Annotated in this window: 21 protein-coding genes; 12 read left to right on the forward strand and 9 right to left on the reverse strand. The window is 51.9% G+C overall.

Annotated elements, in window-relative coordinates:
• Nucleotides 1-75 precede the first annotated feature (75 nt).
• On the forward strand, nt 76-849 hold the full coding sequence (locus GBK04_RS17835) for a CPBP family glutamic-type intramembrane protease (protein ID WP_152761962.1): 774 nt from the start codon (nt 76-78) through the stop codon (nt 847-849).
• Between the two features lie 17 nt (nt 850-866).
• Here GBK04_RS17835 and GBK04_RS17840 read toward each other — a convergent pair whose 3' ends face one another.
• The gene (locus GBK04_RS17840) at nt 867-2,228 is read right to left on the reverse strand and encodes an MATE family efflux transporter (RefSeq protein WP_152761963.1); all 1,362 of its coding nucleotides are present in this window, start codon (nt 2,226-2,228) and stop codon (nt 867-869) included.
• A gap of 142 nt (nt 2,229-2,370) precedes the next feature.
• Between GBK04_RS17840 and GBK04_RS17845 the strand changes: the two genes are divergently transcribed.
• The 8 genes from GBK04_RS17845 to gldF all read left to right on the forward strand — a co-directional run bounded on the left by GBK04_RS17845 (nt 2,371) and on the right by gldF (nt 9,180).
• On the forward strand, nt 2,371-3,087 hold the full coding sequence (locus GBK04_RS17845; RefSeq protein WP_152761964.1) for a DUF4290 domain-containing protein: 717 nt from the start codon (nt 2,371-2,373) through the stop codon (nt 3,085-3,087).
• A 121-nt stretch (nt 3,088-3,208) separates the two neighbouring features.
• Complete coding sequence (murA, locus tag GBK04_RS17850; RefSeq protein WP_152761965.1) at nt 3,209-4,516, forward strand: UDP-N-acetylglucosamine 1-carboxyvinyltransferase; 1,308 nt, start codon at nt 3,209-3,211, stop codon at nt 4,514-4,516.
• 17 nt (nt 4,517-4,533) lie between these two features.
• Nucleotides 4,534-5,196: a DUF3267 domain-containing protein gene (locus GBK04_RS17855; protein ID WP_152761967.1), complete on the forward strand. Its 663-nt coding sequence runs from the start codon at nt 4,534-4,536 to the stop codon at nt 5,194-5,196.
• A 146-nt stretch (nt 5,197-5,342) separates the two neighbouring features.
• Nucleotides 5,343-5,723 carry a glycine cleavage system protein GcvH gene (gene gcvH / locus GBK04_RS17860; RefSeq protein ID WP_152761969.1) on the forward strand — a complete coding sequence of 127 codons (381 nt, stop codon included), beginning with the start codon at nt 5,343-5,345 and terminating at the stop codon, nt 5,721-5,723.
• Nucleotides 5,724-5,825: 102 nt separating this feature from the next.
• On the forward strand, nt 5,826-7,124 hold the full coding sequence (locus GBK04_RS17865; protein WP_152761971.1) for a dihydroorotase: 1,299 nt from the start codon (nt 5,826-5,828) through the stop codon (nt 7,122-7,124).
• Nucleotides 7,125-7,210: 86 nt separating this feature from the next.
• Complete coding sequence (locus tag GBK04_RS17870; RefSeq protein ID WP_152761973.1) at nt 7,211-7,765, forward strand: DUF4199 domain-containing protein; 555 nt, start codon at nt 7,211-7,213, stop codon at nt 7,763-7,765.
• A gap of 91 nt (nt 7,766-7,856) precedes the next feature.
• Nucleotides 7,857-8,372, forward strand: coding sequence for a DUF4199 domain-containing protein (locus GBK04_RS17875; RefSeq protein ID WP_152761975.1), 516 nt, complete (start codon nt 7,857-7,859; stop codon nt 8,370-8,372).
• A gap of 79 nt (nt 8,373-8,451) precedes the next feature.
• Nucleotides 8,452-9,180, forward strand: coding sequence for a gliding motility-associated ABC transporter permease subunit GldF (gene gldF, locus GBK04_RS17880; RefSeq protein WP_373331082.1), 729 nt, complete (start codon nt 8,452-8,454; stop codon nt 9,178-9,180).
• 154 nt (nt 9,181-9,334) lie between these two features.
• Here gldF and GBK04_RS17885 read toward each other — a convergent pair whose 3' ends face one another.
• Nucleotides 9,335-10,444, reverse strand: a complete 1,110-nt coding sequence (locus tag GBK04_RS17885) for a Gfo/Idh/MocA family protein (RefSeq protein ID WP_152761979.1) — start codon at nt 10,442-10,444, stop codon at nt 9,335-9,337.
• A 433-nt stretch (nt 10,445-10,877) separates the two neighbouring features.
• Here GBK04_RS17885 and porU2 point away from each other — a divergent pair, with 433 nt between their 5' ends.
• Nucleotides 10,878-14,132 (forward strand): putative type IX secretion system sortase PorU2, encoded by a 3,255-nt coding sequence (porU2, locus tag GBK04_RS17890; protein WP_373331083.1) that lies wholly within the window; start codon nt 10,878-10,880, stop codon nt 14,130-14,132.
• Nucleotide 14,133: 1 nt separating this feature from the next.
• Here the strand turns inward: porU2 and GBK04_RS17895 are convergent, their stop codons facing one another.
• From GBK04_RS17895 to GBK04_RS17925, 7 genes are all read right to left on the reverse strand, one after another.
• The gene (locus tag GBK04_RS17895) at nt 14,134-14,823 is read right to left on the reverse strand and encodes a hypothetical protein (RefSeq protein WP_152761983.1); all 690 of its coding nucleotides are present in this window, start codon (nt 14,821-14,823) and stop codon (nt 14,134-14,136) included.
• Nucleotides 14,810-16,768, reverse strand: a complete 1,959-nt coding sequence (locus tag GBK04_RS17900) for an asparagine synthase-related protein (protein WP_152761985.1) — start codon at nt 16,766-16,768, stop codon at nt 14,810-14,812. Before GBK04_RS17900 ends, GBK04_RS17895 begins: the two co-directional genes overlap by 14 nt.
• Before the next feature lie 92 nt (nt 16,769-16,860).
• Nucleotides 16,861-17,007, reverse strand: a complete 147-nt coding sequence (locus GBK04_RS17905) for a lasso RiPP family leader peptide-containing protein (protein WP_152761987.1) — start codon at nt 17,005-17,007, stop codon at nt 16,861-16,863.
• Between the two features lie 53 nt (nt 17,008-17,060).
• Nucleotides 17,061-17,681, reverse strand: a complete 621-nt coding sequence (locus GBK04_RS17910) for a T9SS type A sorting domain-containing protein (protein WP_152761989.1) — start codon at nt 17,679-17,681, stop codon at nt 17,061-17,063.
• A gap of 441 nt (nt 17,682-18,122) precedes the next feature.
• Nucleotides 18,123-19,196, reverse strand: coding sequence for a hypothetical protein (locus tag GBK04_RS17915; RefSeq protein WP_152761991.1), 1,074 nt, complete (start codon nt 19,194-19,196; stop codon nt 18,123-18,125).
• Nucleotides 19,193-22,156: a hypothetical protein gene (locus tag GBK04_RS17920; protein ID WP_152761993.1), complete on the reverse strand. Its 2,964-nt coding sequence runs from the start codon at nt 22,154-22,156 to the stop codon at nt 19,193-19,195. Before GBK04_RS17920 ends, GBK04_RS17915 begins: the two co-directional genes overlap by 4 nt.
• A gap of 842 nt (nt 22,157-22,998) precedes the next feature.
• Entirely contained in the window at nt 22,999-24,285 is a 1,287-nt protein-coding gene (locus tag GBK04_RS17925; RefSeq protein WP_152761995.1) for a metal-dependent hydrolase family protein, read from the reverse strand.
• Nucleotides 24,286-24,662: 377 nt separating this feature from the next.
• On the opposite strand from GBK04_RS17925, the gene GBK04_RS17930 reads away from it, so the two are divergent.
• The gene (locus GBK04_RS17930; RefSeq protein WP_152761997.1) at nt 24,663-25,208 is read left to right on the forward strand and encodes an RNA polymerase sigma factor; all 546 of its coding nucleotides are present in this window, start codon (nt 24,663-24,665) and stop codon (nt 25,206-25,208) included.
• A complete protein-coding gene (locus GBK04_RS17935) occupies nt 25,205-26,032 on the forward strand; it encodes an anti-sigma factor (protein ID WP_152761999.1) in 828 nt (275 codons plus the stop codon). Before GBK04_RS17930 ends, GBK04_RS17935 begins: the two co-directional genes overlap by 4 nt.
• Nucleotides 26,033-26,044 lie beyond the last annotated feature (12 nt).

Below are 26,044 nucleotides of genomic sequence, written 5' to 3' on the forward strand. Positions count from 1 at the left end.
AGCTGAAATTCTTAATGAAAACCAGAAAAGGCGGTCGCTCTATACATTGAGCGACCGCCTTGCTTTTGATGATTCATGCTGCAAGTCGATTCTATGGATGAAAACTCCACTACCATCCAATTCATTCTGCGTGATTTCTGGGGCTTTTTAATAAGGCCAGGATACCCTGAGCATACCTACAGCTTTTCGCTACTTATTGCTTTCAAGCTGTTTATCGGTTTTTTTATAATTCGCGTTCTGGGTATTATTCTGGAAATGAATGGTTTCCATCCCCTGGTGCTTTATTTTACCGGACACGAATTACAAAAACAGCAGCACCCCGATTTTGGAATAATACCTCTGTTGATTGGCGCACTGTTGTCGGCTCCGTTGCTCGAAGAAACCGCCTACCGCTGGGGACTACAATTCAGTCCGGTCCGTACGGCCGTATCGCTGGGTCTGATCGTTTTTTACTGGCTGCCCTATGGGGGTACCTACTCCACCACCATCACGCGGGTGTTGGCCGCGCCTGGTTTTTATCTCATGGTTGGTATGGCCGTAGTAACGGGACTGACCACGTATGCCCTATTGCGGATTCCCTATTTTGAACATAAGGTAGGACACTGGTGGAAAAGAAATTTTGGCTGGGTGTTCTACGTCTCCTCGCTGTCATTCGGCCTGATGCACATTTTTAATGTCCGTGAAATAAACCCCACGGTCGTAAGCCTGGCGTTCTTGATCACATTTCAACAGATTCTGCTGGGGTTGTTCAACGGCTACGTCCGGATGAGGTTTGGGTTTGCTCAAGCCATTGTTCAGCACGCGTTATTCAATCTGGTACCCGTGGTAATTCAACTGAGTCAAGCTTAAACGGCGCGGTTGAGGTTTCAAACATGCGCTACCTCGGGTTCAATTTCATCCAGCTTAACGCGGGGTAGCTTATGGTAAAACCGGTAGGTGAGCAAAGCCGCCGACACGGTGAGGCCCGCCAGAAGCCCGATCCAGACGCCCGTGGCATCCATGCCCAGCGGGAAAGCCAGCACATAGCTCAGCGGTAAGGCCACCACCCAGTAGGCGATGAGGGTCAGTAGGGTAGGTACATTCACATCCGCAATACCACGAAGTACCCCAAGCCCTACCACTTGTACGCCATCGGAAAGTTGGAAAAAACCGGCAATAATGACCAAAGTGGTAGCAATAGCAGTTACCCGGACATTATCACGGATATATAAACCGATCAGCCATTCATGGGCCGTGAGAAACAGGACGCAGCATCCGGCCATAAATACTATAGACAGTAGAAAGGCCGCCGTCCCGGCCCGCTGCACGGCCGGTCGGTTTCTGCGCCCTACGGCGTTGCCTACCCGGATGCTACCCGCAGCGGCAATGCCTGTGGCCATCATGTAGGTAGTGGAGGCCATGTTGATCGCGATCTGATGGGCTGCCAGTTGGGCTTCGCCCAGCCAGCCTACCATGATTACCGCCAGGGAAAAGGCTGCGATCTCGAAAAAAAACTGAAAGCCGCTTGGTAGACCCAGGCGCAGGATTTTAGTAATCAGCGGTGTGAGCGGGAGGGTACCCTGCGTTTTAAGGTAGGGGATAAAGAAGGAGTCTCTTTTTACGTAAATCCAGATCGCCAACGCCATGTAACAGCGCGCCAGCAGGGTACCTATGGCCGCACCGATCAAGCCCAGGTGGTGAATCAGAAAATAATTCAGTATTGCGTTCAACCCCAGAGCCGACAGTGTGATGTACATTGTGACTTTGGGGCGGGAGAGGCCATCGCACAACTGCCGAATGGCGATGAAAAGTAACAAAGGTACGTTGGAAAGCGTTAGGATAAGGACGAAGGGCCTGGCCATGCGCGTCACGGTGGGGGTTTGGCCGAAAATCTGGAATTGCCAGGCCATCAGGGTACATACCACCCCTAAGACCAAGCCTAGTAACCAGGCTGCCCGGATAGCAGCACGATAGAGCCGGTTGACTTCGCCGGGATTGCCTTTTCCCTGTGCCTGCGAGATCAGCGCCGATACGATCAGCAGGCCACCGAAGCCGATGCTGCCAATCATGAATGTGACAGAATTGGCTATGCCAGCGGCCCCCAAAGGAACCGCTCCCAGCATGCGACCGATCATCAGGTTGTCCGTAACCCCCATCAGTACCACACCCAGCTGGGCAATGACGATAGGAACACTAAGCCGGAGCGTTTCGCGCAGGTCCTGACGGAAGAGACGTAGAAGGGGGTACATAGTGAGAAAGCAGGCAGAGTGTTATTTTGGAGTTTGCAAAAGTAGCAAATCCCCTTTGTCCGGCCTGCCTGCCCGAATGGACAATGGCCTTTTTATGATAAAAACTTCTTAATTTTGTCAATCTTAAATAATCTTCACGCTTTTGAAAGAATACGGTAGCAACGTACAGAAACTCGCCGATCACATCGTCCAGATGGAAGATCCCGCGAAGCGCACCCTCTATGCGCACATCCTGGTAGAACTCATGCGCCAGATCCATCCGGGTATGCGGGACAATCAGGACTATTATAACAAGCTCTGGGACGACCTCTTCATTATCTCAGGCTTCGAACTGGAAGTGGATGGACCTTTTCCGCCACCCTCCAAAGAATCGCTGGGTAAGAAACCTCAGAAGGTTGGCTACAATCAGCATAAGCTGAATTACCATCACTACGGCAAGAATATCGAATTGCTGGTAGAGAAAGCCATCGAAACCGAAGATCCCGACGACCGGCTAGCGTTTGTTTCGTACCTGTACCGGCTGATGCGCTCGTTCTATAATGCCTGGAACCGTGACAATCCCGAGGATGTGGTACTGCTGGAGCACCTGATGGAGCTATCGGATGGGAAATTGCAGGCCGAAATAGAATACATCCGTCAGAATGGCCCCATCGAAGCCTCGCCCAAGGATCGCAACAGCAACGTCGATCGCAGCCGTGGCAACACGGTGACGGGCTATAAGGCTCAGACCAATTTTAATAACGACCGGGCTAAGAACACAAGTAATGCGGGAAATACCAGCGGCAACTCACGCAACCGCAATTCCAATAAGTTTTCAAACCGGAATAACAATAATAATAACCGCAACCGCCGGAAATGAATAGGTAGTTGATAAGGCCTGATGATTTGTCGGGCGAGGTATACGACCCGGGAGATGTTTGCCTGCCAAGGCATGTAAGCAGTTCCGATCCGCTATTCATTTTCCACTCTCAACTTACCAAATGGCTTCATTCAAAATTACGGGTGGCCGCCACCTGAAAGGCGAAATAATACCCCAGGGTGCCAAAAACGAAGCGTTGCAGATTCTCTGCGCGGTACTTCTGACCCCCGAACCCGTTACGATTCATAATATACCCTCGATCCGGGACGTCAACCAGCTCATTGATCTGCTGGGCGATCTGGGCGTTCGCCGTACCTTGCTCAGCGACTCCTCCATCCGTTTCGAGGCGAGCGATGTCAATACCGACTACATGGAGTCGGAATCATTCAAGCAGAAAGCCGCCGCGCTGCGGGGCTCGGTCATGCTGCTGGGACCTATGCTGGCGCGTTTCCGTAAGGGGCGCATTCCGCGTCCGGGAGGCGACAAGATCGGCCGCCGACGCCTGGATACCCACTTTCTGGGCTTTGAGAAACTGGGGGCTGAATTCAGCTACACCCAAGAGGATGGTGGGTTTTACCGGGTGGATGCTAAAAATCTGAAAGGTACCTACATGCTCCTGGACGAGGCTTCCGTGACCGGTACGGCCAACTTGTTGATGGCGGCCGTCATGGCGGAGGGTACCACCACCATCTACAACGCCGCCTGTGAGCCCTACCTGCAGCAACTCTGCCTGATGCTCAACCGCATGGGCGCCAAAATTTCGGGGGTAGGATCCAACCTGCTCACCATCGAAGGCGTAGACAAACTTCATGGTACCGAACATACCATGCTGCCCGATATGATCGAAATCGGTAGTTTCATCGGCTTGGCCGCCATGACCCAATCCGAAATTACGATCAAGAATTGCCAGGTACCTATGCTGGGAGTTATTCCCGATGTATTCAGGCGTTTGGGTATCGAGCTGGAAATTCGGGGCGACGACATATTTGTGCCGGCTCAGGACCATTACCGCATTGACAGCTACCTCGATGGCTCTACCCTCACCGTGGCGGATGCCCCCTGGCCGGGCTTTACGCCCGACCTGCTCAGTATAGTGCTGGTGACCGCCACTCAGGCGCAGGGTACCGTGCTGATTCACCAGAAAATGTTCGAGAGCCGCCTGTTCTTTGTGGATAAGCTCATCGAAATGGGTGCCCAGATTATCCTGTGCGATCCCCACCGCGCCACGGTCATTGGCCTGAACCGCGAAACCCAGTTGCGGGGTATCCGCATGACCTCGCCCGACATCCGGGCCGGGGTGGCGCTACTCATCGCGGCGCTGTCGGGGCGTGGGGTTAGCATCATCGACAATATCGAGCAGATCGACCGCGGGTACCAGCACATCGACACCCGCCTCAATGCCATTGGGGCCGAAATCATCCGGTTGTAGTTGCTGCCCGTTCTTCTATGCCCCGCCCCAGCGTAGCCACCCTATACGATTCCGGAGAGTACCGTTTGGTCGAATCGTTCACGATCGACGAAATGCCCCAGTTTCTGGCCCGGGAAGCAGGTTTCGCCAGGGTACCCCTGGCCGGACAACCTGAAAAAAAAGCTACTCCAAAGTGGGTACCAATTGCCGTACTCTTTGTGCTTGGAGCGGGGTTCGGGGCACTCTTGGGCCTTTCCATCAAAGGCATGGTTTCTCCACCCCTGCTACCCCTGGGCTGGCAGTTGGTACTAGGCGTAGTGGGGCTTTTTCTGGTAATTCTACCTGTTCATGAAGGCATCCACGCCCTGTTTTTTAAAATACTGGGTGCCAGAAAAGTGGGATTTGGCTATTCGAAAAAGGGCCTCATGGTATATGCCTACGCACAGCGGTTCGTGATGTCCCTTCCGGAGAATGCACTCGTGGCTGCCATGCCTTTCCTGCTTATCTCGCTGCTACTCTTTATCTGTTGGGTAGGGGTACCGGGACTGAAAGCGACCTGGATGATTATTTTCCTACTCCACATGTTAGGCTGTATGGGTGATTTTATCCTGATAGGCCACGCCTGGAAAAACCGTAAGAAAGCTATGTTCACGTATGACGACCTCGACGAAAAACGTACCTATTTTTTTGAACGTCAGTAGGCTGGTCGCCTGGGTTTGGAAATCCGGGCTGGCAACCTGTATTTTGCAGGAAGTGAATTAATTTTGAACCCCAAAAGGAGAGATTGGGCGAATGATTGCTAGATTTGCCTAAAGTCTGCTTTTCCATCGCTAACTCTATCGCTACTATGAAATTTCCCGAAGAATTGAAATACACCGAAGACCACGAGTGGTTGCGCCTGGAAGGCGATATGGCCACGGTGGGCATCACGGATCACGCACAGCACGAACTGGGCGATATTGTATACATCGACATCAATACCCTGGGCGATACGCTTGCGCAAAATGAAGTATTCGGCTCGGTGGAGGCAGTCAAGACCGTTTCGGATCTGTTTCTGCCCGTAGCGGGGGAGGTACTTGAAATCAATCCGGCGTTGGATTCCGCTCCTGAGGCGGTGAACAACGATCCCTATGGCGAAGGCTGGATTATTCGTATGAAAGTATCGGATCCCGCTGAAGCGGACGGCCTGATGTCGGCTGATGATTACAAGAAGTTCGTGGGTGCCTGAAAGGCCCCCCGCGAAGCTCCGAAAGGGGCTTTTTTTATGCAATGCATTGAAATGAAAGTACCTACTCGACAAAAATAGGGGGCCGATCCCCCAATCAATTGGATGAAAATACTCGTACGTTCCGTACGGATCATGGATAAGACCTCGCCGCTCGACGGTCAGGTTCGGGATATCTTGATAGAAGAGGGCCGGATTGCGCAGATTGGCGAGTCGCTGACAGCGAACGAAGCCCAGGTCGTGGAGGCGGATCATTGGTGTGTGTCGCCCGGCTGGCTAGACTTGCGGGTAGCCTCGCGCGACCCCGGCTTTGAACACAAGGAGGATCTCGACTCCGTGCGCGAAGCGGCTTTGCGGGGAGGATTTACTGAAATCGTACTACTGCCTAATTCCAGTCCGGTGGTGGATGCCAAGGACACACTCAACTATGTGCGTCGGCCTTTGGGTGGGCCTGTACGGGTACACGTGACCGCCGCAGTAACACGAAAAGCCGAGGGTACGGATTTCACCGAGATGATCGATCTGCACCGGGCGGGCGCAGTCGCATTTACGGATGGTGAAAATCCGATCCAGAACGCGGACATTCTGCTCAAAGCCTTGCTGTACCTGCGCCCTTTGAATGCCCTGCTCATCAACCGTCCCGAAGACCGGCAACTGACCTTGTACGGGCAAATGAACGAGGGAGTTACCAGTACCCTGCTGGGTATGAAAGGAATGCCTGCACTGGCCGAGGAAATGATGCTGAGCCGCGATTTGAAATTGCTGGCCTATGCCCTGGAACAGGCGGTTCTGCCCCAGGATCACTCCCATTCTGACACGCTGCCCATGCTGCATGTATCCCTGGTTTCTACGGCGCGCGCCGTGGCGCTGATCCGGGAAGCTAAGGCGGCCGGGCTACCGGTTTCGTGTGACGTGGCGGCCCACCAGCTGGTGTTTGACGACAGCGCTCTGCTCGGTTTCGACACGAACCTGAAAGTGAACCCCCCTTTTCGCACGCCTGCCGATCGCGAAGCCCTGCGTCAGGGACTGGCTGATGGTACCATCGATTGTCTGGTATCGGATCATAGCCCACACGACGAAGAATGCAAGAACCTGGAATTCGATCATGCGGATTTCGGGATTACTGGCCTGGAAACAGCATTTTCTTTGAGCCTGATGCATAGCGGTTTGCCTGTGGAAGATATCATAGAGAAACTTACCAGCCGTCCGCGCCGGATTCTGCGTTTGCCCGTAGCCAATATCATCGAAGGCCAACCGGCCAACCTCACCTTCTTTGCCCCGGACTTAGCATGGCGTTATGAAAAAACGGCGTCCCTTTCCAAGAACACCCCCTTTCTGGGACAAAACCTTACGGGAAAAGTAATGGGTGTGATTAACGACGGCCATGCGCGCTGGTTTGTCTAAAAAGATATTCGGGCAGCGTGCTGCAACTTCGATTTCTAAAAACTACTCAACGCAACAAACAAACAAACCAAGAACCACAGTCTGGAATGAGTTCATTTCTAAATTACTTCAATAAACCCCTGCTCAAAATTCCGCTCATTTTCGGGGCTGCCACGGGTGTCATGGCTTTTCTATTTTTTTTGGGCCTGTACCTGATTGGTGTCATGCCGCTAGGTAACAAGCGGACCCTTGACATTGGGATCTACCTGATCATGATGATTTCAGCCTGCTGGTATTACCGTAAGAAAGTGGGCCACGGCTACATGCACTTCTGGGAAGGACTCACCATTGGGTACGTGGTCAATTCCGTGGGCGCTTTTGTGTCGGGCTGGCTGGTGTACCTTTTCATTGCCTGGATCGATCCGGGTCTATTTGTGAGGTACCTGGCCGAGATGAAACAATTGCTGATGCAGGGCAAACCCGAGCTGGTCAAGAGAATCGGAGAAGTGGAATTCCAGGCCATGTTAAAAAGTGTGAGCCAAACCAAACCGGGCGAACTCATCACTGACGAACTGAGTAAGAAAACGGTGCTGGCCGTACTGCCCATTCTGATCATCTCCTTGTTGTTCCGCCGGCAGGCTCCCGAAACCGCTCATCCCTGAGTCCCGGGTGGATGCTTGATTATTTTTGCAAATAGGCCTACTTTTACTTGAGTTCGTTTCCAGTCAAAACCCCTTCTAAACCTAAATCCTCATGCAAGAACAACCTTCTACCGCCCGCATTGCCCTGAAGTACGGTGTCATTACTGGCGTCGCCTCGATCGTATACAATGTCATTCTTATCATTACCGAAAAAAACCAGAATCAGGCACTCTCGTCCCTCGGATTGATCATTCTGGTGGTAGGGATGGTGTACGCGATGCGGGAGTTCAAGACCGAAAACGCCGGCTATATGTCCTACGGGCAAGGTCTGGGCATAGGTACCCTGATCTCAGCAATTTCGGGATTGATCGGTGCCACATTCATGATGTTCTATACCCAGTTCATCGATACGAACTTTATGCAAAAAACGCTGGATACCGCCCGCGGAGATATGGAGCAACGGGGCATGAGCGATGCGCAAATTGACGGAGCGATGCAATTCTCAGAAAAAATGATGTCGCCGGGTATTATGTTCGCCACGGGAGTTTTCTTTTCGATTTTCATCGGATTCATTATTTCCCTGATCGTGGCAGCCATCCTGCGCCGAAACAAGCCTGTATTTGAGTAAATTAATTGTGATTAAGTGAATAGGGGATGCATGAATACTGATTCCCTATTCCCTCATTCAACCAACTTCCCATTCAAAAGTGTATCCCATCTTTCAAAAAGAGGTCAGTAGTTTTTTCAATTCCCTGATCGCCTACATCGTCATGGCAGCGTTCCTGCTGGCAGTTGGGCTAATTGTATGGGTATTTCCGGACACCAACGTACTGGATTATGGCTACGCCGACCTGAGTGTTTTTTTTAACCTCACTCCTTTTGTACTGGTGTTTCTGATTCCGGCGGTCACGATGCGGTCGCTGGCCGAAGAAAGCCGGACGGGTACCCTGGAGCTGTTGCTCACCAAGCCGCTGAGCGACGTTTCACTGGTGGTAGGTAAATTTCTGGCCAATTGGCTGCTGGTAGCCCTGATGCTGCTACCCACCTTACTGTACTATGTCAGTGTGTACCAATTGGGAAATCCGCCAGGCAACATCGACTCCGCCGCAGTGTTCGGTTCTTATATCGGTTTGTTGCTGCTGAGCGGCGTGCTGACCGCCATGGGACTCTGGGCTTCCTCGCTGAACGACAATCAGATCGTGGCCTTTGTCATCGGCGTATTCCTGGGCTTTGTGTGGTACAGCGGTTTCGGTGCCCTGTCCCAACTCCTGGGTTCGGGCGATCTGGCTCTGTTTTTCTCCGCCGCCGCCCTCGACCAGCAATATCAGGCGCTTGGTCGCGGTGTAGTAGACCTGCGCAATGTCGTGTACCTCCTCAGCCTGATTGTCTTCTTTCTGGTACTTACCTATTGGCGCGTGGGAGCACTTCGAAGGTGATGGTTGTTGAATTGTTGAATTGCTTTTTATTAAATGTGTTAAATTGTCTGATAATCAGTAGGTTGATCTCATGTTGACCTTCTTTCCAACAATTCAACAATTCAACAATTCAACAATTCAACAATTCAACAATTCAACAAAAAACAGAATTATTTTACCCCAGCATGACTTTCTTGCTGCCTTCCTTGATCGATTTATAGATCGCATCAATCACCTTCATGTCTTTTAAACCTTCGTAGCCATCTACGGCCGGAGTAACGGTTTTGCCGTTCAGGATGATGTCCGCCATGCCGTCCATTTGCAGGGTTTGGTGCGTAACCACGGGTTCTTCAAGCGGACCTTTGTGGGTACGGCCTTTGAGTGGTCCGTACCCGTAAGCCGGACTCATTTCGGCAAAACCTTTGGTGCCTACCACATACAGCCGCTCGAAATTGAAATTGTAAGTCGTCGCGCAGGTGGCGATGATTCCGCTCGGGAAGCCCAGTTGAAACGTGATCGTTTCATCTACCTCCGCGAATTTGACCGGATCGGTCTTGGTTTCCTGGGCCGTCACCCACACGGGTTCTTCGGCGGTGAGGTAGCGAGCGGCATTCAGGCAGTAGATGCCCACATCCATCAGGGCACCACCACCCGCCAGATTCTTCTTCAAACGCCACTGGGTCGGATCGCCGATCTTAAACCCCTGGTAGTTGTCCACGTGCATGATCTTGCCCATTTCGCCGGCCCGCAGCATTTCGATGACCTTCCGCGTGTAGGGCTCAAAGTGCAGTCGATAGCCAATGAGCAACTTGACGCCCGCTTTTTCGCAAGCATCGATCATGTCCTGGGCGTGTTTTGCGGTATCGGCCATCGGTTTTTCACAAATCGCATGCTTGCCTGCCGCCGCCACTTGCATGACGTGCTTGTGGTGCAGCGAATTGGGCGTGATGACGTACACGGCATCTATGTCCGGGTTGTTCTTCATTTGCCCGATTGTCTCGTAGTTGTAGACATTCTTATCGGGGATGTTGTATTTGCTTTTCCAAACGGGAATCTTCTCGGGACTGCCCGTTACGATACCTACCAGTTCGGCCGAGGTACACGATTTCATGGCCTCAGCTACGCGGGTACCATAGCTCCCCAGGCCCATAATGGCCACCCGAAGTTTTTGGGCAGGCCGGCCAGCGGCGGTTTTTGAGGGAGTAGCGGACAGAAGGGTAGGGGCCAGGGCGGATAATCCCGCTCCCAAGCCCAAAGTATGTAGAAAAGTACGACGCGTGCTCATGGTATAAAAGGTTATTTTGGTTCGGAAGATAAAGAATGTGACGGAACTTACATACTGTTTTGGATTCTCAAACTACGTTTCCCAATGGCCTTTCCAGCTAGGATTCGCTTATAATGCAATAGTTAAGTATTTTGATATAACCCTTTTTCGTTCTAAGTTTTCATCATTGACTGTAAACGCGGCCAATGGACCGGGCTAACTGATTTGTCGGCAAATACCGAATTTAGCACGGAATTTGTGCAAGATAGGTTAATCTGATCGGGATGATTTTCCTTCGGCTTACGAACAAGTGAAAATCAAAGGCTGAATTATCTGCCATACTCTGATTTTTATGTAGCCTTATTTTGCTATTTTACAAAATATTCGGATAGCCCGTGCAGGTTTGGGGCAAGGGGCTATGCGGTACGGTGCTATCCATGAGCTGAAATTACGCATGATAAAAAACATACTCTTCTTCCTGCTGATCGGTGTATCCTCAGCCTTGGGGCAAGCTCCCTACACAAACTCCTGGATCAACTACGATCAGCCCTATGTAAAAATCACCATTCCGAAAGCCGGCATTTATCGGCTTACCGGCGCGCAACTCACGGAGTCGGGCTTCCCGGTGGCAACGACGCAGACCGACAACATCCAGCTTTTTTATCGGGGTAAAGAGGTACCCCTGCGAATCAGTAAGGGAACAGATGGCAAACTGGGTGCGACGGATTTCATTGAATTCTTCTCACCCGGCAATACAGGCGCACAGGACAGCCTGGTGTACCGTCCGGCCTCGGCGCGGCCGCCTACGTCGTACAGCCTGTACAGCGACGACAGCTACTATTTCCTGACCGTTAGCCCTACGCAGAAAGGGAAGCGTGTGCCGCAAATTACCTTTGCCAACCCGGCCGCTACCCCGGAAGCCTTTCACCTCGAACGGCAGGTGAAAGAGTATCAGGACGAATGGTCGTTCAACAATACCAGTGGCCTGGTACCCAACCTGCAGCAAAGCTACTACGAGCGGGGGGAAGGCTGGACCGGGAAAATGATCAAGAGTGATTCGCTGGCCAAGGTTGCGGTGACCCTCGTCAATCGGGTGCCGGGTACTTCCTATCCCGTTCGATTGAAAGCTCTGGTCAATGGCCGCTTTGAAGTCAATCATCCGCTCCAATTTTTTATTGGTACCCGAAAATTTGAAAGTCTACAATTCAGTGGTTTCGACCACCGCACCGTGGAGGGTACCCTGGCCGAAAACGAGCTGGATGCCCAGGGTACCTTCACCTGGGCCATGCAGTCGCAGTTCAAAAGTCCGCTGGAACTCTATTCGCTTACCCGCTACGAAGTAACCTACCCCCAGAAGTTTGTAATGACGGGGCCAGGTACCAAATATTTTTACCTGCTTCCCAATGCCTCCGGTGTTTCTACTATTGCCGTACAGGGATTGGCAGAAGCGGAGGGAAATACCGCTTTGGTATACGATGTGACAGAAGCAGGTACCCCCCGCCATGTGGAAAGTCGCTACGAAAACGGCCAGTTGAAAATGACGGTTTCCGGTACGGCTACCAGCCGGACATTATTTGTAGCGACTCAGCCAACCTCAGTTAAAGCCTTGCAAAAGGTAGATTTTAAACCATACCCGACGGGTTTTAATTATCTGGTTGTCACCCACGCACAACTCGAAAGTTCGGCCCAAGCCTACGCCGACTACCGTCGTTCGGAAGCCGGGGGTAGGTACAACGTGCTGGTGGTCGACACGAAGGATTTGTACGATCAGTTCAATTATGGAGAAAGGGGACCGCTGGGAATTCGTAATTTTCTGGACTATCAGCTTCAGGATGGCAAGAAAGACAAGTATCTGCTGCTGGTCGGCAATGGAGTGAGTTTTCCGGATGTACTGAAAACCTGGCAGGATCGCGACTTCGTACCTACCTTCGGGTATCCGGGTTCGGACGTGCTGCTGTCGGCGGGACTGGGAGGTGCCCAGTCGGATAGCGAGGCTTACCGAACTGGTCGCCTGAGTGCCTCCACCAACCAGCAGGTACTCGCGTACCTCGCAAAAGTACGGGAAACCGAAGCAACGGAGGCCGATCTTTCGGCCAAGAAAATCTTGCACTTGAGCGGAGGTAAGTCGGTGGAGGAGATTGCCCGGCTCCAGACGATCCTGGGCGATATAGAGCCTCTGGCCGAAGATTCTTACCTGAAGGGATCGGTCGAAACGGTAGTGAAGCGCACCACTGATCCGGTGGAGGATGTGAGCATCGCTCCCCAAGTGAATGCCGGACTGGGCATGATCACTTTTATGGGCCACGCCTCGCCCACGGTACCCGACCTGAATATTGGCTTTGCTTCGTCGCCTACCTCCCAGCTGAGCAACAAGGGACAGTACCCCTTCATGTACTTCAATGGCTGCGGGGTAGGTAATGTATTTTATCGCTACGAAACACTGGCCACGGACTGGCTCATGGCGCCGGACAGAGGGGCAATCGGGGTACTTTCCAACTCGTTCTGGAGCTACGCGCCCACGTCGGGAAGGTACCTCAATGCGCTGTACAAAGCTTTGTTTACCGAAGAAGAAACGCTGGGAAAACCTATCGGCGAGATTTTGCAGAAAGTAAGCCACGGCATTGCCACCGACTCACCCGATGCGTACGATATTGCCAATATCCACCAGCTCATTCTGCTGGGCGATCCGGCATTGGTCGTGTTCCGGATCAGCAAGCCTGACTACTCGATTCATGCCAGCCGTATTTTTCTCCAAAGTAAAAATCCTACGCTGGCGTTGGGTAAAGCCGATTCGCTCCAGGTAGGGGTGGTGTTGAGCAATGTGGGCAAGTCGGAGGCAGGCCGCAGCATCAGTCTCCAAGTGAAAAGAACGCCCAACACTGGTGCGGCGGTAATTTTGAATTATATTGTCCGGGCCCCGGCGCTGCGCGATACGATCTACCTGACTTTTCCAAACAGCGGGCCGCTCACTCAGGTGGAGGTGTTGGTGGATGATAAGAACGAAATTGATGAACTTCGGAAAGACAACAATACGGCCACACTCGCCCTGGATTGGGAGCGCGCGGCGGGGTCGGTGGTGTACCCCACCTCGGCCCGGCCCGACCGACTGAATCCTACCATGCAGGTCAGTATCAATGGCAAGGTACCCGTCAACGACGCCCATCTGACTGCAAATCCTACCATTATGGTCGTGTTGACGGATGAAAACCCGATGGCGCTTGACACAAGTTTGATTGAACTATATCTGAAAACCTGCGACAGCTGCGATTACAGTAAGGTACCTTATTCACAAATCACCTACTTGCTTGATTCTCCCAACAGCCTGCGGGCCACCCATCAGGTCTCGGGCGGACCGGGGACGTACACGCTGCTGGTACAGGGAAAAGATGCAAGCGGAAATCGGGTAGGGGAGCCGTACCGCATTCGGTGGATTGTGGAGGGAAATTTGGAAATACCGGGCGTAAGCGTCAGCCCCAACCCGGCGAGCTACTATGCCAAATTCTCCATACCTATGGCCAATGTTACGGGCGGGGGTACCATCAACCTCGACATTTACTCGCTGACGGGACAGCTTCTGGAACAACTAGAATTTGCCGCGCATCCGGGCGACAACGAATTCTACTGGCTCGTGCGGCAGCCCGCCGGCCTGTATGTGTATAAAATTCAGGCGAATGGCCGGGGGTACAGTGGAAAAATCATGGTGAGGTAGGTCATTCTACACCGTGTTTCGTAATTTTTATAATCCGGCGGGTACCCGTATCTATTTTGCCGCTGCCGATGCAGGCTGGTTCCTGGCAGTATTCCCACGCGGTGTCTTCCTTATACACTAGTCCTACCCCGGGCGCATATACCTCATGGCGTTTATAAAGCGAAACAATACTGGAATCCTGCCGCTGTACCACGGTCAGGCTTCCCGGAAAATCACTTTGGGCCGGGAAAGGTACCTCAAAATGGACTTTGTAAGCTTCTTCGGGTTGGGTGTTGAGCAGGTTTCCATTCCAGGTACCTTCCTCAACCAGGGGAAAAGCTAACTTCACAAAGGCCGTATTATTCTCTATCCTCACCGCCCGATCGGGGAGCCGGTAGGCTGTCCAGACCGAATCCAGCACCCAGTTCGCTTCCAGGGTACCTTTCTTATAGCGTTCGATGGGAAATTGTTCGACGCCGGTCAAACCCGAGTAGGGCTGCCCGCAGACTTCCTTCAGATAGTAGGTAGTCGATTTCGGCGTGGGGGAGGTGACGGTATAGCGGATTTCGTTTACTTCGTATTCTGTGAAGCGCCCCGCTTCCAACGGAAAATAGGTGTACCCCGCCCCCTCCTGATTCACAGCATCGGGTGCTTGGCAGGCCGCCATTACTAGCACAAGCAAACCGTACCACAGAACGTTACTTTTTTTCATGGGTTTTCATTTCTTCCAGCCATACGCCCAGGAAAAGCGCTCGGCTGGCCAGGGTGTAGTACCTCGATTTTTTATTGAGTGGAATAGAGGCATTGAAAAGTACCTCCACCACCTTGTCGAATTTCTTCTTGTCCACCAGGTCCCAAAGTGCGTGCCCATTGCCAAAAATGGGCAACGACTGGAGGTACAGAATCTGAAAGCTCAGCAGACCGTATTCGCTGAAGCTCGTTTTGTTACCCCTATTTAAAACCTCCGGCGGCAGGATGTCCCGTAGAGCTCTTCGGATGGTGTCTCGGCCTTTTCCAGCGCCAAATTTAACGCTTTCGGGGATAGCCAGCGATAATTCGATGAGCTGTTCGTCGAAAAAAGGATGCGCGTAGCGGTGTCCATAATGCAAGCCGATATGATGAAGTTGCTCGGTGGCATCGACGTAGGATTTGTGGGTGATTTCGCGGAATTGATCCCGGTAGTCAGTGGCCAGGCCCGTATACAGTTCATCGGCGCTGGCCGGGGTTCTGTCCCATTGCGCGGCAAAATCATGCGTCAGCAGGTGGCTGGGAGTCGGGAATTTGAGCCGTGCGGTGAGTTTGTCAAGTCCTGAGTACAAAAAATCCCGATAGGAATAAGCAAGTTCGGGGTGTAAAGCCCGGGCGGTTTTAAAGAAACTACCTACCTTTTTCTGTCTCATCAGGGCCCACAGTTCGGTGGTCAGGTAATGGCGGGCATACTGGGTCTGTCTCTCCGTCGAAGGTAGGGTAAGCCAATCAGGATTCAGGTAAGAAAGATCACGCTCCTGGGCGTACTGATAAATGGCGTGTTTCAGGGACGGCCAGTCTTCCGCCTCCTGGTAGGTCTGGAGCAAGCCGTTGCCGTGCCCTACCACTGAATCGCCGTCGTGGCCTGTCAGTACCACATCGCAACCTGCCTGATGTATCTGGTCGGCCGCGGCGAAATGGAAGGTAGAGGGTAGGGGGAAATGCTCGGGCCGGTCAAACAACCGGCCGAGTCGGGCCAGTGATCCGTACACATCCGCATCAGGGCGTCCCTCGAAATGCCGGGACTGAATCCGTTGCTGTACTGCCCGGACAAAGGATGTTTCATCGGTGGTTTTAAGGTCGGGATTAACATAAAAGGTGGCAATTTCTCCCCCGAAATGGTGGGCCGTACAGGCAACCGATGACGAATCGAGGCCGCCGCTTAAGTGCGCGCCCGGCATATCATAGCCTTCGGTACATTTCCTAACGGAATCGAAAAAATAGGAACGGAATAACTCAATGTACTCTTCCTCCCGGCGGATGGTCCGATAGCGGTCTGGATTGACCCGCCAGTAACATCGCTGCGTTAGCTTGCCCTGATGGATCGTCAGCTGGTGAGCGGGCAGAGCGGCTTTGGTGTTCTTGTAAAATGTGCGGTCTTCAAAACTGCGATGTGCATTTTGAGGTACCAGAAAATCACGGACTTTGCTGTAATCAATCGACTGATTGAAGGTAGGTAGGTGACTGATCCGATTGGCAAAGGCAAAATAGGCACCGGGCCGATAATCGTAATAAAAACTTTTGAACCCAAAGCGGTCACGCGAGACAAGTAGTTGTTCGGTTCGTCGATCCCAAATCAGGAAGACAAACTCACCCGTGAGTTGTTCCGAGATTTTCTCGCCCCACTGCTGGTAGGCCCGGGCGATAAGCTGGGCATCGCTGTATTCCTGCCCCGAGCCACCTAGTCGGGAACGAATTTCCTGTTCGTTATGCAAGTGGATGTCGGTCACCACGAGCAGATCGGTATCGATCAGGACGGATTCTGATGAACTGGCGGTCAGGTTGCCTCCGGAAAACTCGAACCGTTGGCCGGAGGATTCTTCCATACGAGTGGGTAGGGGAGGGTACCCCGCCGGACCGAAACGGAGTAGACCCGAAAAGTGTGGGGTGATGAGGCAGGAGGTATTCATAGTGATTGGGCCAAATGAACACTGAATTTAAATTGAAAAACCAGCCTGCCACGAGGAAGACTGGTTTTTTTGCTGAGGTACCTACGGACGTATTAAGGCGTATAGGTAGAAAAGGCATCGGTCTGCGATCCACCTTTCAGCGTCAGCCTGGCCACCGAGCCGATCTTCTTCAGCGTCGGCTTCACGTATGACTTCTTGCCCCCGGGCGTCGTTGCGTTCTTGGATGTATATGCGTTCATGGGAATGTCTGTTTTAGGAGATGAATGGGATTAACAGCTGCGTATAGGGTACCCTACTGCTTCAGAACCTTGAATGTGTCCGTACTGCCATTGGTACGCGTAACCCTGACCACATAGAAGCCCGTGGGCAGGCCCTTCACATCGATGCCGCTGGCGGTAACGCTGTCCGACTCCAGCACGCTTTTCCCAGACGCGTTGTAGAGCTCCACCCGGCGGATCTGGCTCAGGTCGCCCGCCTTCAAAAGCAGCCGCTCGGACACGGGGTTGGGGTACAGCGCCGTCTCGAGCTTGATGTCGAATTCCAGGCTCCTGGCGCGGGTATAATCGAAGGTACCGTCCCTATCCACCATCCGCAGCCGGTAGAGGTTGGAGCCGTCGGCCGGGTTGGCGTCCGTGAAGGTGTACCACTGCGTGTTCTTGCTGTTGCCTCTGGCGGCAACGCTGCCGATCATCTGCCAGTTCTTGCCGTTGAGGCTGTGTTCCACCTCGAAGCGGTCGCTGTTGACCTCCTCGGCCGTGGCCCAGCTCAGGACGGCCGTCTGGGCCTCCTTCTGGGCGGTGAAGCTGATCAGGGAAACGGGGTTCGGGGCACCCGTGACGCTTGCCGTGGTCGAGCGGTTGTCATTCTCGGTAATGTTGCCTGGGGGCTGGGGGGCGTACGAAAGGTTGGCCACAGTAGTCGCGCCGGCCGTAGCTGTGTACCCCCCGACAGTGATGTCGATCTGAGTGCCGTCCCCAGGTGCCAGAGCTACGCTGTTTGTCCCGTTAAACGTACGGTTTAGCGCATCGTAGGTAAAGGTAAACAGCGGAGTGGTCTGCGTAATGGTAGGAGTGCCCTCGGGTACCGGCCTGTAGGAGTTCGGAAATGAAATCTGAATAATAACCGAACCAACCGGAGCGGTGGTGTTCCCCTGCCCCCCACGGAGAAGTTTACAGAGGCCGTGGCCGTTGTTCCAACGGGGATGGCGTTCGGTGCCACCTGGATGGCAGCAATCTGGGGGTCCACCACATCTTGCCCCAGAGTAACACCCGCAGAGGCAAATGCGCTGATGAACACAGCCAGCCGCATATAATTTAAAATACGCTTTCTCATGTTGATTATCGTTAGACGTGAATTAATTGTTTGAATCATTGATACTTATCCGATACACGGCACTGTTGTTGGTGGTTGGGGTTTCGCCCCCGCCGGTTCCGTTGAAGACCCTGGCCGTAATGGTGGCCGCCGCATTGGGAGTATTGGTCGCAGTGACCTGAATCACAATTTTCTTGTTGCTCCCTGCCGGAATCGAGAAGCCATCTTTCAGAGTCACTACATAGCGTGTGGCTTGCTCCGTAAATGTCCATTCACTATTGTTGACCGTTGGCGGCATCGTTGCGGCAGGCGCTGTCACATTAGTGGTAGTAGCGTTCGGATCTATGGCTATGGTGAACGATGGAGTCAGCTTGTTGAGCTCAAAGGTAACCGGACCTGAGGTAGCTCCGTCTCCAGTATTGTAGATAACAATCACGATATCTTTCTGCTCACTGACATTATAGGTTCCCCCATTCGAGAATACCGATGGCGTCAGATCCGGAGTACCAGCCTGCTGGCTCAGTCCGCCAAATTCGGTAGGCTTCTCATCCAGCCCGCCGTTGTTGGCGATGCCGTCATTGTCGGGGTCAGTCGGGTTGTCCACCATGCCGTCATTGTTGCCGTCGAGACCGCCGTTGCCATTACTCACGATGTCGTTGGTACTATCGTTGTTGCTATCGGTGTCAATGTAGTCGGGGGTATCCGCGCCATCCGTATTCTGAGGAGCTGGGCTACCATTGTCGCCGAAAGTACCCGGTGCATTGTCCACGCTATCCTGAATACCGTCGCCATCCGTATCAGGGGAGTCGTCTACTACTCCATCTTCGGGCGAGTTGTCGACAGCATTGGGATCTCCGCTTTCCACCAGGTCACTCACGGAATCGTTGTCACTATCCAGATCCTGGAAGTTAGGCAAGGGATCATTGTCCGAATTCAGCGGAGCGGGACCATTTGGTGAGCCGAATACACCATCGTTGGTATCAGCAGGTCCCAGAATGCCGTCTTTGTCATTATCGGCACCCTCTACCATGCCGTTTCCTTCCGCATCGGTGATGGCGGGATCGCCATTCTCTATGATGTCGTTGATGCCGTCGTTGTCGCTGTCCAGATCGTTCACATCCGGTACGTTGTCGCCATCCGTATCGAGGGGGCTGCCAGGTCCGTTGAACCAAACAGATTGTCATTGGAATCCACGCTGGTTTGAACACCGTCCTTATCCGTATCGGCACCCGTGTCAATCACACCATTGCCATCGGTATCAACGGCACCTGGGTTGGGTACGCCACTCTCATACAGATCCTTGATGCCGTCGTTATCGCTGTCGAGGTCGAGGTAGTTGGGTACCGTGTCGCTGTCGGTATCTTTCAGGGCAGGGCCACCGGGCGAACCAAAAGTACCATCCTCAGTATCGACGCTGTTCTGAATACCGTCATTGTCGTCGTCGGTGCCTGCTCCCGTGTCCAGGACTCCATTGCCATCGGTATCAGCAAATCCAGTCTGACCGCTCTCGTACAGATCCTTGATGCCGTCGTTATCGCTGTCGAGATCAAGATAGTTGGGTACCGTATCGCTGTCAGTGTCGGTGAGTACAACAACACCGGGTGAACCAAAGATGACATCATCGCTGTCTACGCTGTCTCTTATACCGTCTCCGTCAGCATCGGGTCCGTCTACCACACCGTCGTTATTGGCGTCGGTGGCACCGGTAATGCCACTTTCGGTCAGGTCTTTGATGCCGTCGTTGTCACTGTCGAGGTCACGGTAATCGGGAGAATTATCGCCATCGGTATTGCGGATCGTCCCTGTGCCGGGTGAACCAAAGAGAGTGGGAGCGCCATCTGCGCTGTTTTGTACGCCGTCATTGTCGGTATCGGGACCATCTACTACTCCGTCGTTATTGGCATCGGTAAGGCCTGTTCGACCGCTTTCGGTCAGATCCTTGATTCCGTCATTGTCGCTGTCCAGATCTAGGTAGTCTGGCACACCATCGCCATCTGTATCTCTTGGAGTTGTAACTGATATTGGATTCTGTCCGTTCAGTACTCCGTTTCCATCCGGATCATTGGCACTAATTTGGGCAGGCGTCAGGCCCGATTCGTACAGATCCAGGATGCCGTCGTTGTCGCTGTCGAGGTCAAGGTAGTTAGGTATGCCGTCACCGTCCTGGTCGTCGTTGTTGGGATCACCATCGTTGTTGGTGTCTTCCACCACGTCGGGAATGCCATCGTTGTCGCTATCGGGGTCGCAGTTGTTGAATAGGCCGTCGCTGTCGGTATCTACTGAGGCAGATTTATCATTTGCGGTGCTACAGGCGTCGCAGGCGTCAGGAGTGCCGTCACCATCAGAGTCGATAGAGTCATCCTGTCCTAGCCCGCACACTTCATTACAATCCAGTACCCCATCATTGTCGTCGTCACGTTGTACGAAAGCATAGTATACTCGAAGATCATCAGTAGTTAAGAAGGTACTGAGCACTCCGAAATCTGCGGTAATTCGAATTTCATCAAAAGGTTGAGTGGTCCGAATGCCTACTTTGGTGCGGGCATTGCCTCCTGTAAAGAGCGATAACCCCACCAGGGAAATACCTGCTTCGTCGGAGTCGTCGGCCAGCGTTCCGTTCAGGTAAGTTCTGATCCGTAGTCCCCCCAACAAAGCCAAATCGGCCAGAGTGTTATTCTTACTGATCACAAAGCCAGCGAATGCATTGGCGGGAATTACAGTATAAGGAGCGCTAGATGTGGTGCGTACTGAGATACTGCCTTCACAGCCTATGCCTACAGTACCTGTATAATTAATTCTGGCGAAGTTTGTGGTATCCGCATCCGTAACACGGACCGCGTTATTTACGTTGACGGTAGCTAGCCCACACAATCCGCCACCGGTGCGGTCCCCTACGATACTCGCATCAGGGTAGGCACGGCCTTCTGTGAGCAGATCATTGCATTCCGTGCAGGAGGCTGCGCTTTCAAAGGCATAATAAATCCGTAGGGTACCCACATTTACGGACGCATTTTGTGCCAATACCAGCCTAACCTCATTGTACGGTAGGGTGGTGGTGATCGATACCTTTTGGGCTGGATCTGTACCACCCAGTAAGGTAGCTCCAACCAAGACTGCATTGTCATTCAGACGGACACTATCCTGCAATTCGCCATGTAAGTACGTCTGAATACGCAATCGACCTAGAACGTTGGTAGTTAAAAGACCACCAGCTTGCTGAATGACAAAGCCGACTCGTCCGCCTGCCGGATAAATCGTTTGTAGGCTTTTGACGCCCACGAAGGGGGGAGAAGAAACCAAATTCGTACCTGCGGGTAATATTAGAGTAGCGAAGGTACTTTTATCCCCATCTACTATATTCTCAGGATCTTCTAGTGTAGTCAGCGCGTTTAAAACTCCCGGATTATAATTCACTACCGTCTGATTGCCCGCTATTTGATCTTCACAGATTCCATTGACGTCGAGAGTACCGCAGGCGGGATCAAAAGCCGTGGCATAGTATATCCTGAGAGAATTATCAACAGATAAATTAACTAGCGTACTTCTAATTAGACGGATCTCGTCAAATGGTTGAGTGGTCTTGAAAGTAAGGTATATTCTGGTAGAGTCATCGGAAAGCAAGGCTGTCCCCAAACCGTTGGAAAATGTACGGGTTTCGGCCAAAGTCCCATTATTATAGGTCTGTACCTGAATGCCTTCTAGGACACGGGCACTCGTGCCTTGGTTATTATCGAGCTCCACAACGTAACCTGCGTAGTAGCCAGCCGGATAAGTATTAATAGAGTCTGTGACACTCACACCCTGATCCGCGGCAAGTGACAGCGTACTAGCAATTTCCGCATAATCGGCCGTGTTGCCGTTGTTTAGGTTTTCAACGCCGTTTCCGGTTGTGAAACCTACCGTGATCCCACTACCCTGTACAGCTGTTGCTGTGGTGCCTGGCCCAATCAGTGGCTTATAGCAAGGTGCACCGTTTTGAGCAAATGAATTAAAAGAATAGAGACTAATAAGGAAGGCAAGGATGCGAACCCACAGAGTATGGGTCTCTCGCCGGGATTGCGGTGCAAGACTTATCATGATTATACAAGTAAAGGTTGAGTATAGGAACTGAATTTAGGTGGATTCGAATTCGGTAATTTTCTATCGAGGGAGGGGAGGAGTAACAGCGTAGTTGTTATAGTTACACTGAATTATGGTCAAACATACAAAACGAAAATTTGAATTACAAAATCAGTGACATATTAATTTAAATTATTAGTGATTAAATAATATTAATGGATACAAAATATTTTAATGTTACTACACTATTTAAATTACGATCATTTGTCATTACTCTTTTTCTTTACACTACCTGACTTTAAGCGCAATTTGATGCCTTATAATCCTATAAAAATAGTGCCACGCCTGGGCCTCTCTGCGTAAAATCATTTGCTAAAAATATTTGTCAATAAGCTGTATTTAATGATAAGAGCCTGATATAATGTGAAACAGATTCAATTTTGCTAGCTAAAATACTTAAACCCACTCGGTCCCAGTAGGAGAACCTTGTTGGAGTATGATTCATTTTATTTTAAGTAATAAAAGTTACTCATAAAAATCATATACAATACTAATTAGTGCTAATCTATACTAGATTTGTAAATGAATTATTGGCAATATTGATGCCAAAAGTTACTGATAATATAAAATTTTGAAAAAAAGTGGAAGAACGCCAATGAGATGGGAAGCGTGGTCTAAGAGGTTCCGTTCAGGAGGCCAGTTGGAGATAATACCGGAACGTAGTGGAATAAATGGAAAGCACAGGTACCCTATACGTCAGAGAGTACCTGGGACAATAAACATACAAGGACCTAAACAGAAGCCTAGGTCCTCGCATGTGTGCAGGAAAATGAGCAGGATACAAAACAACGCAGCAAGCGCTAGTTTTTATTCTTATAGATTACGCCGTCTTTCATGACAAACGTTACATTTTGCAGCGTTTTAACATTTTGGAGAGGATTAGCTTCCACGGCTACGAGATCGGCCAGTTTATTGATTTCCAGACTGCCCAGCGAGTCGCTCATACCCAGCAGCATGGCATTGGTCACCGTGGCCGACCGGATCGCCTCCGCCGCCGGCATACCGCCCTCCACCATATACTCGAATTCCTTGGCATTGTAGCCATGCGGATAAACCCCCGCATCGGTACCGAAAGCAATATTGACTCCGGCTTTATACGCTTTGGCAAATGTGGCTTGGATTTTGGGCCCGATGGCCAGCGCCTTGGGCGTCACCAGGGGAGGGTAATATCCCATAATCCGGGCCGAATCGGCGGCGGTGCGCCCGGCGATGATGGTAGGTACATAGTAGGTACCATACTGCTTGAACAGTTCTATAGTCTCATCATCCATTAGGGTACCGTGTTCAATCGTCTGCACCCCGCCCCGGATGGCCCGCTTCATGCCTTCGGCTCCATGGGCGTGGGCGGCCACAGTGAAGCCATAGTCCTTGGCAGTCTCTACAATAGCCTTCACTTCTTCTTCCGTAAACTGCGGTCCCTGACCATCCTTGGCGTTGGAAAGTACCCCCCCGGTGGCGGTAATCTTGATCAGGTCGGAGCCATCCTTGTAGCGCTGCCGCACCGCCTTGCGGGCATCGTCCACGCCATTGATCACTCCTTCCAGTGGGCCGGGGTCGCCCATGAGGTCGCGGCGGTAGCCGTTGGTGGGGTCGGCATGGCCGCCGGTGGTGGCGATGGTCTTGCCCGCTGTAAAAATGCGGGGGCCATCGACAATGCCTTTGTTGATGGCATTGCGCAGGGCTACATTCACGCCGCTGCCTCCCAGGTCGCGGACGGTGGTGAAGCCTGCCATGAGGGTAGTCTTGGCATATTTGGCCGCCTGGAACGCTACATCGGGCGGATTCTGGGTATAGCGGTCGTAGGCACCGCCGCGGCGGGTTTCGCTTTCCAGGTGCACGTGCATGTCAATCAGGCCAGGCAGTACGTAACTCTTTTTAAGATCGACGACTTTATCGCCCGATTTTGCCTGAGCGTACCCTTTTTCAACCGCGGTAATCTTATTCTTTTCGACAATGACCGTCATCTCGGGACGCATCTCTCCCTTATTGACATCGAGTAGGTTTCCACAGTGCAGCAGCGTACGTTGGGCGTGGGTGGTGCCCAGACTGAGGAGAATGCAGAGTAATCCCAGCGTAAAGTTTCTCATAGATGTTCGTTTAGGTTAGTAAATCAGATAGAGCGCACAAATAAAACCATTTTTCAACAGGAAGAAAGTAGGCGGACGCAATTCACAGGGGATTATCAGCCCAATCGGCAACGTTCATTCGACAGAATTCGGCAAATTAATTTTATTACCATAATCCAAACCAAATGGAGCGACGTATATGGAAGAGAAAGCGGGCCACTTTCTATGCACACAAAATAGATAGCCAATGTAACATTTCAGTATTTCGAAAAACAAAGCGGAGAAGGAAGCATGTCGCCTAAACTTCATTCTCTAATTCAGAACAAATTGCCGCTGACTGATTTATTCCTTTCGAAAAAATTAGTAGCTTGCCCCTCTCCAAAAAAATAATCATACCATTGGCGACCCAAAGACCCAACTATTCGGAAGAAGACCTGGTAGAATCGCTTAAACAGAATGATCGCGTAGCATTTGAGTATCTATACGACCATTACTCCGGAGCTCTGTTTAATGTGATTTGCAAGGTTTTACGAGACAATGAGAAAGCGGAAGATGTCTTACAGGACGCTTTTCTAAAGATTTGGAAAAGCATTACGTCCTATGACCCTGCCAAAGGAAGGCTGTTCACCTGGATGCTGAACATAGCACGGAATAGTGCTATTGACGCCGTCAGGTCGGAGGGCCGGAAACCGGGTATGGATGACATTACCGAGAACCCCGACCGTACGGACCAAAACGCGACGTACCAACCCTCCACCTCTACGTTAGATCTGAAAGCACTGGTTGACACCCTGCGCCCCGAACGTAAAGTTCTGGTTGATTTGGTGTACTTCCAGGGCTATACCCAGGAGGAAGCGTCCAAAGAACTGGACATCCCTCTGGGTACCGTTAAATCGCGCATTCGGACCGCGTTGCAGGATCTTAAACTTTATTTTAAACTATGAATACCCGAGACTACATAGAGTCAGGCATACTAGAAGAATATGTGCTGGGTGCAGTTTCTTCCCAGGAGAGGCAAGAGGTTGAATGCCTGTCCAAAGTTTACCCAGAGGTAAAAGCGGAGTTGACTCGTTTGGAAGAAACACTCGAACAGTACGCGCTGCTGCACCAAACTCCGGTTCCAGCCCGGTTGAAGAACGATATTTTTGCCCAGATGACATTTGGCTCCATAGCTGAACCCCAGGAAGCTGCTGATATCCAGGAAACCTACGTGAGGCCTATGCCGGGCGGAAGTACGGAAATCCAGCCCGGGCCTACTGCGGCGGTGCGTCCTCTATGGGCCATGATGGCCGTAGCCGCATCGGTGCTTCTGGCAATTTTTGCCGGTTGGGCAGCCTACCAGATGAGCCAGACCCGTGCACAGAACGACCAGCTGGCCGCCGAAATGTCGGAGCTGAGGCAACGTGCCGAGTACAACGAAGCCCTGGCGGCCAACTATCGCAATCCAGACGTGAAGGTGGTCAGAATGCCGGGTCTTGATAAAGCGCCCGAAAGCATCGTGGTGGCCCTGTGGAATCAGAAAACCAACGACGTACTGCTGGACGTACAGAATCTGCCCGTTGCTCCCGCCGGGAAGCAGTACCAGCTATGGACGATTGTGGATGGTAAACCCGTGGATATGGGGATGCTCGATCAGGAATTTTCCAACCGGCTGCTCCATATGAAATCCAGCAGCCCCAACGCCGTGGCCTTTGCGATTACCTTAGAGAAAGAAGGCGGAAGCCCCAATCCGACCATGGAAGAAATGTATGTGATGGGTAAGGTGTAGCCTATATACCGC

This window comes from Salmonirosea aquatica, assembly GCF_009296315.1.
Lineage (GTDB): Bacteria > Bacteroidota > Bacteroidia > Cytophagales > Spirosomataceae > Salmonirosea > Salmonirosea aquatica.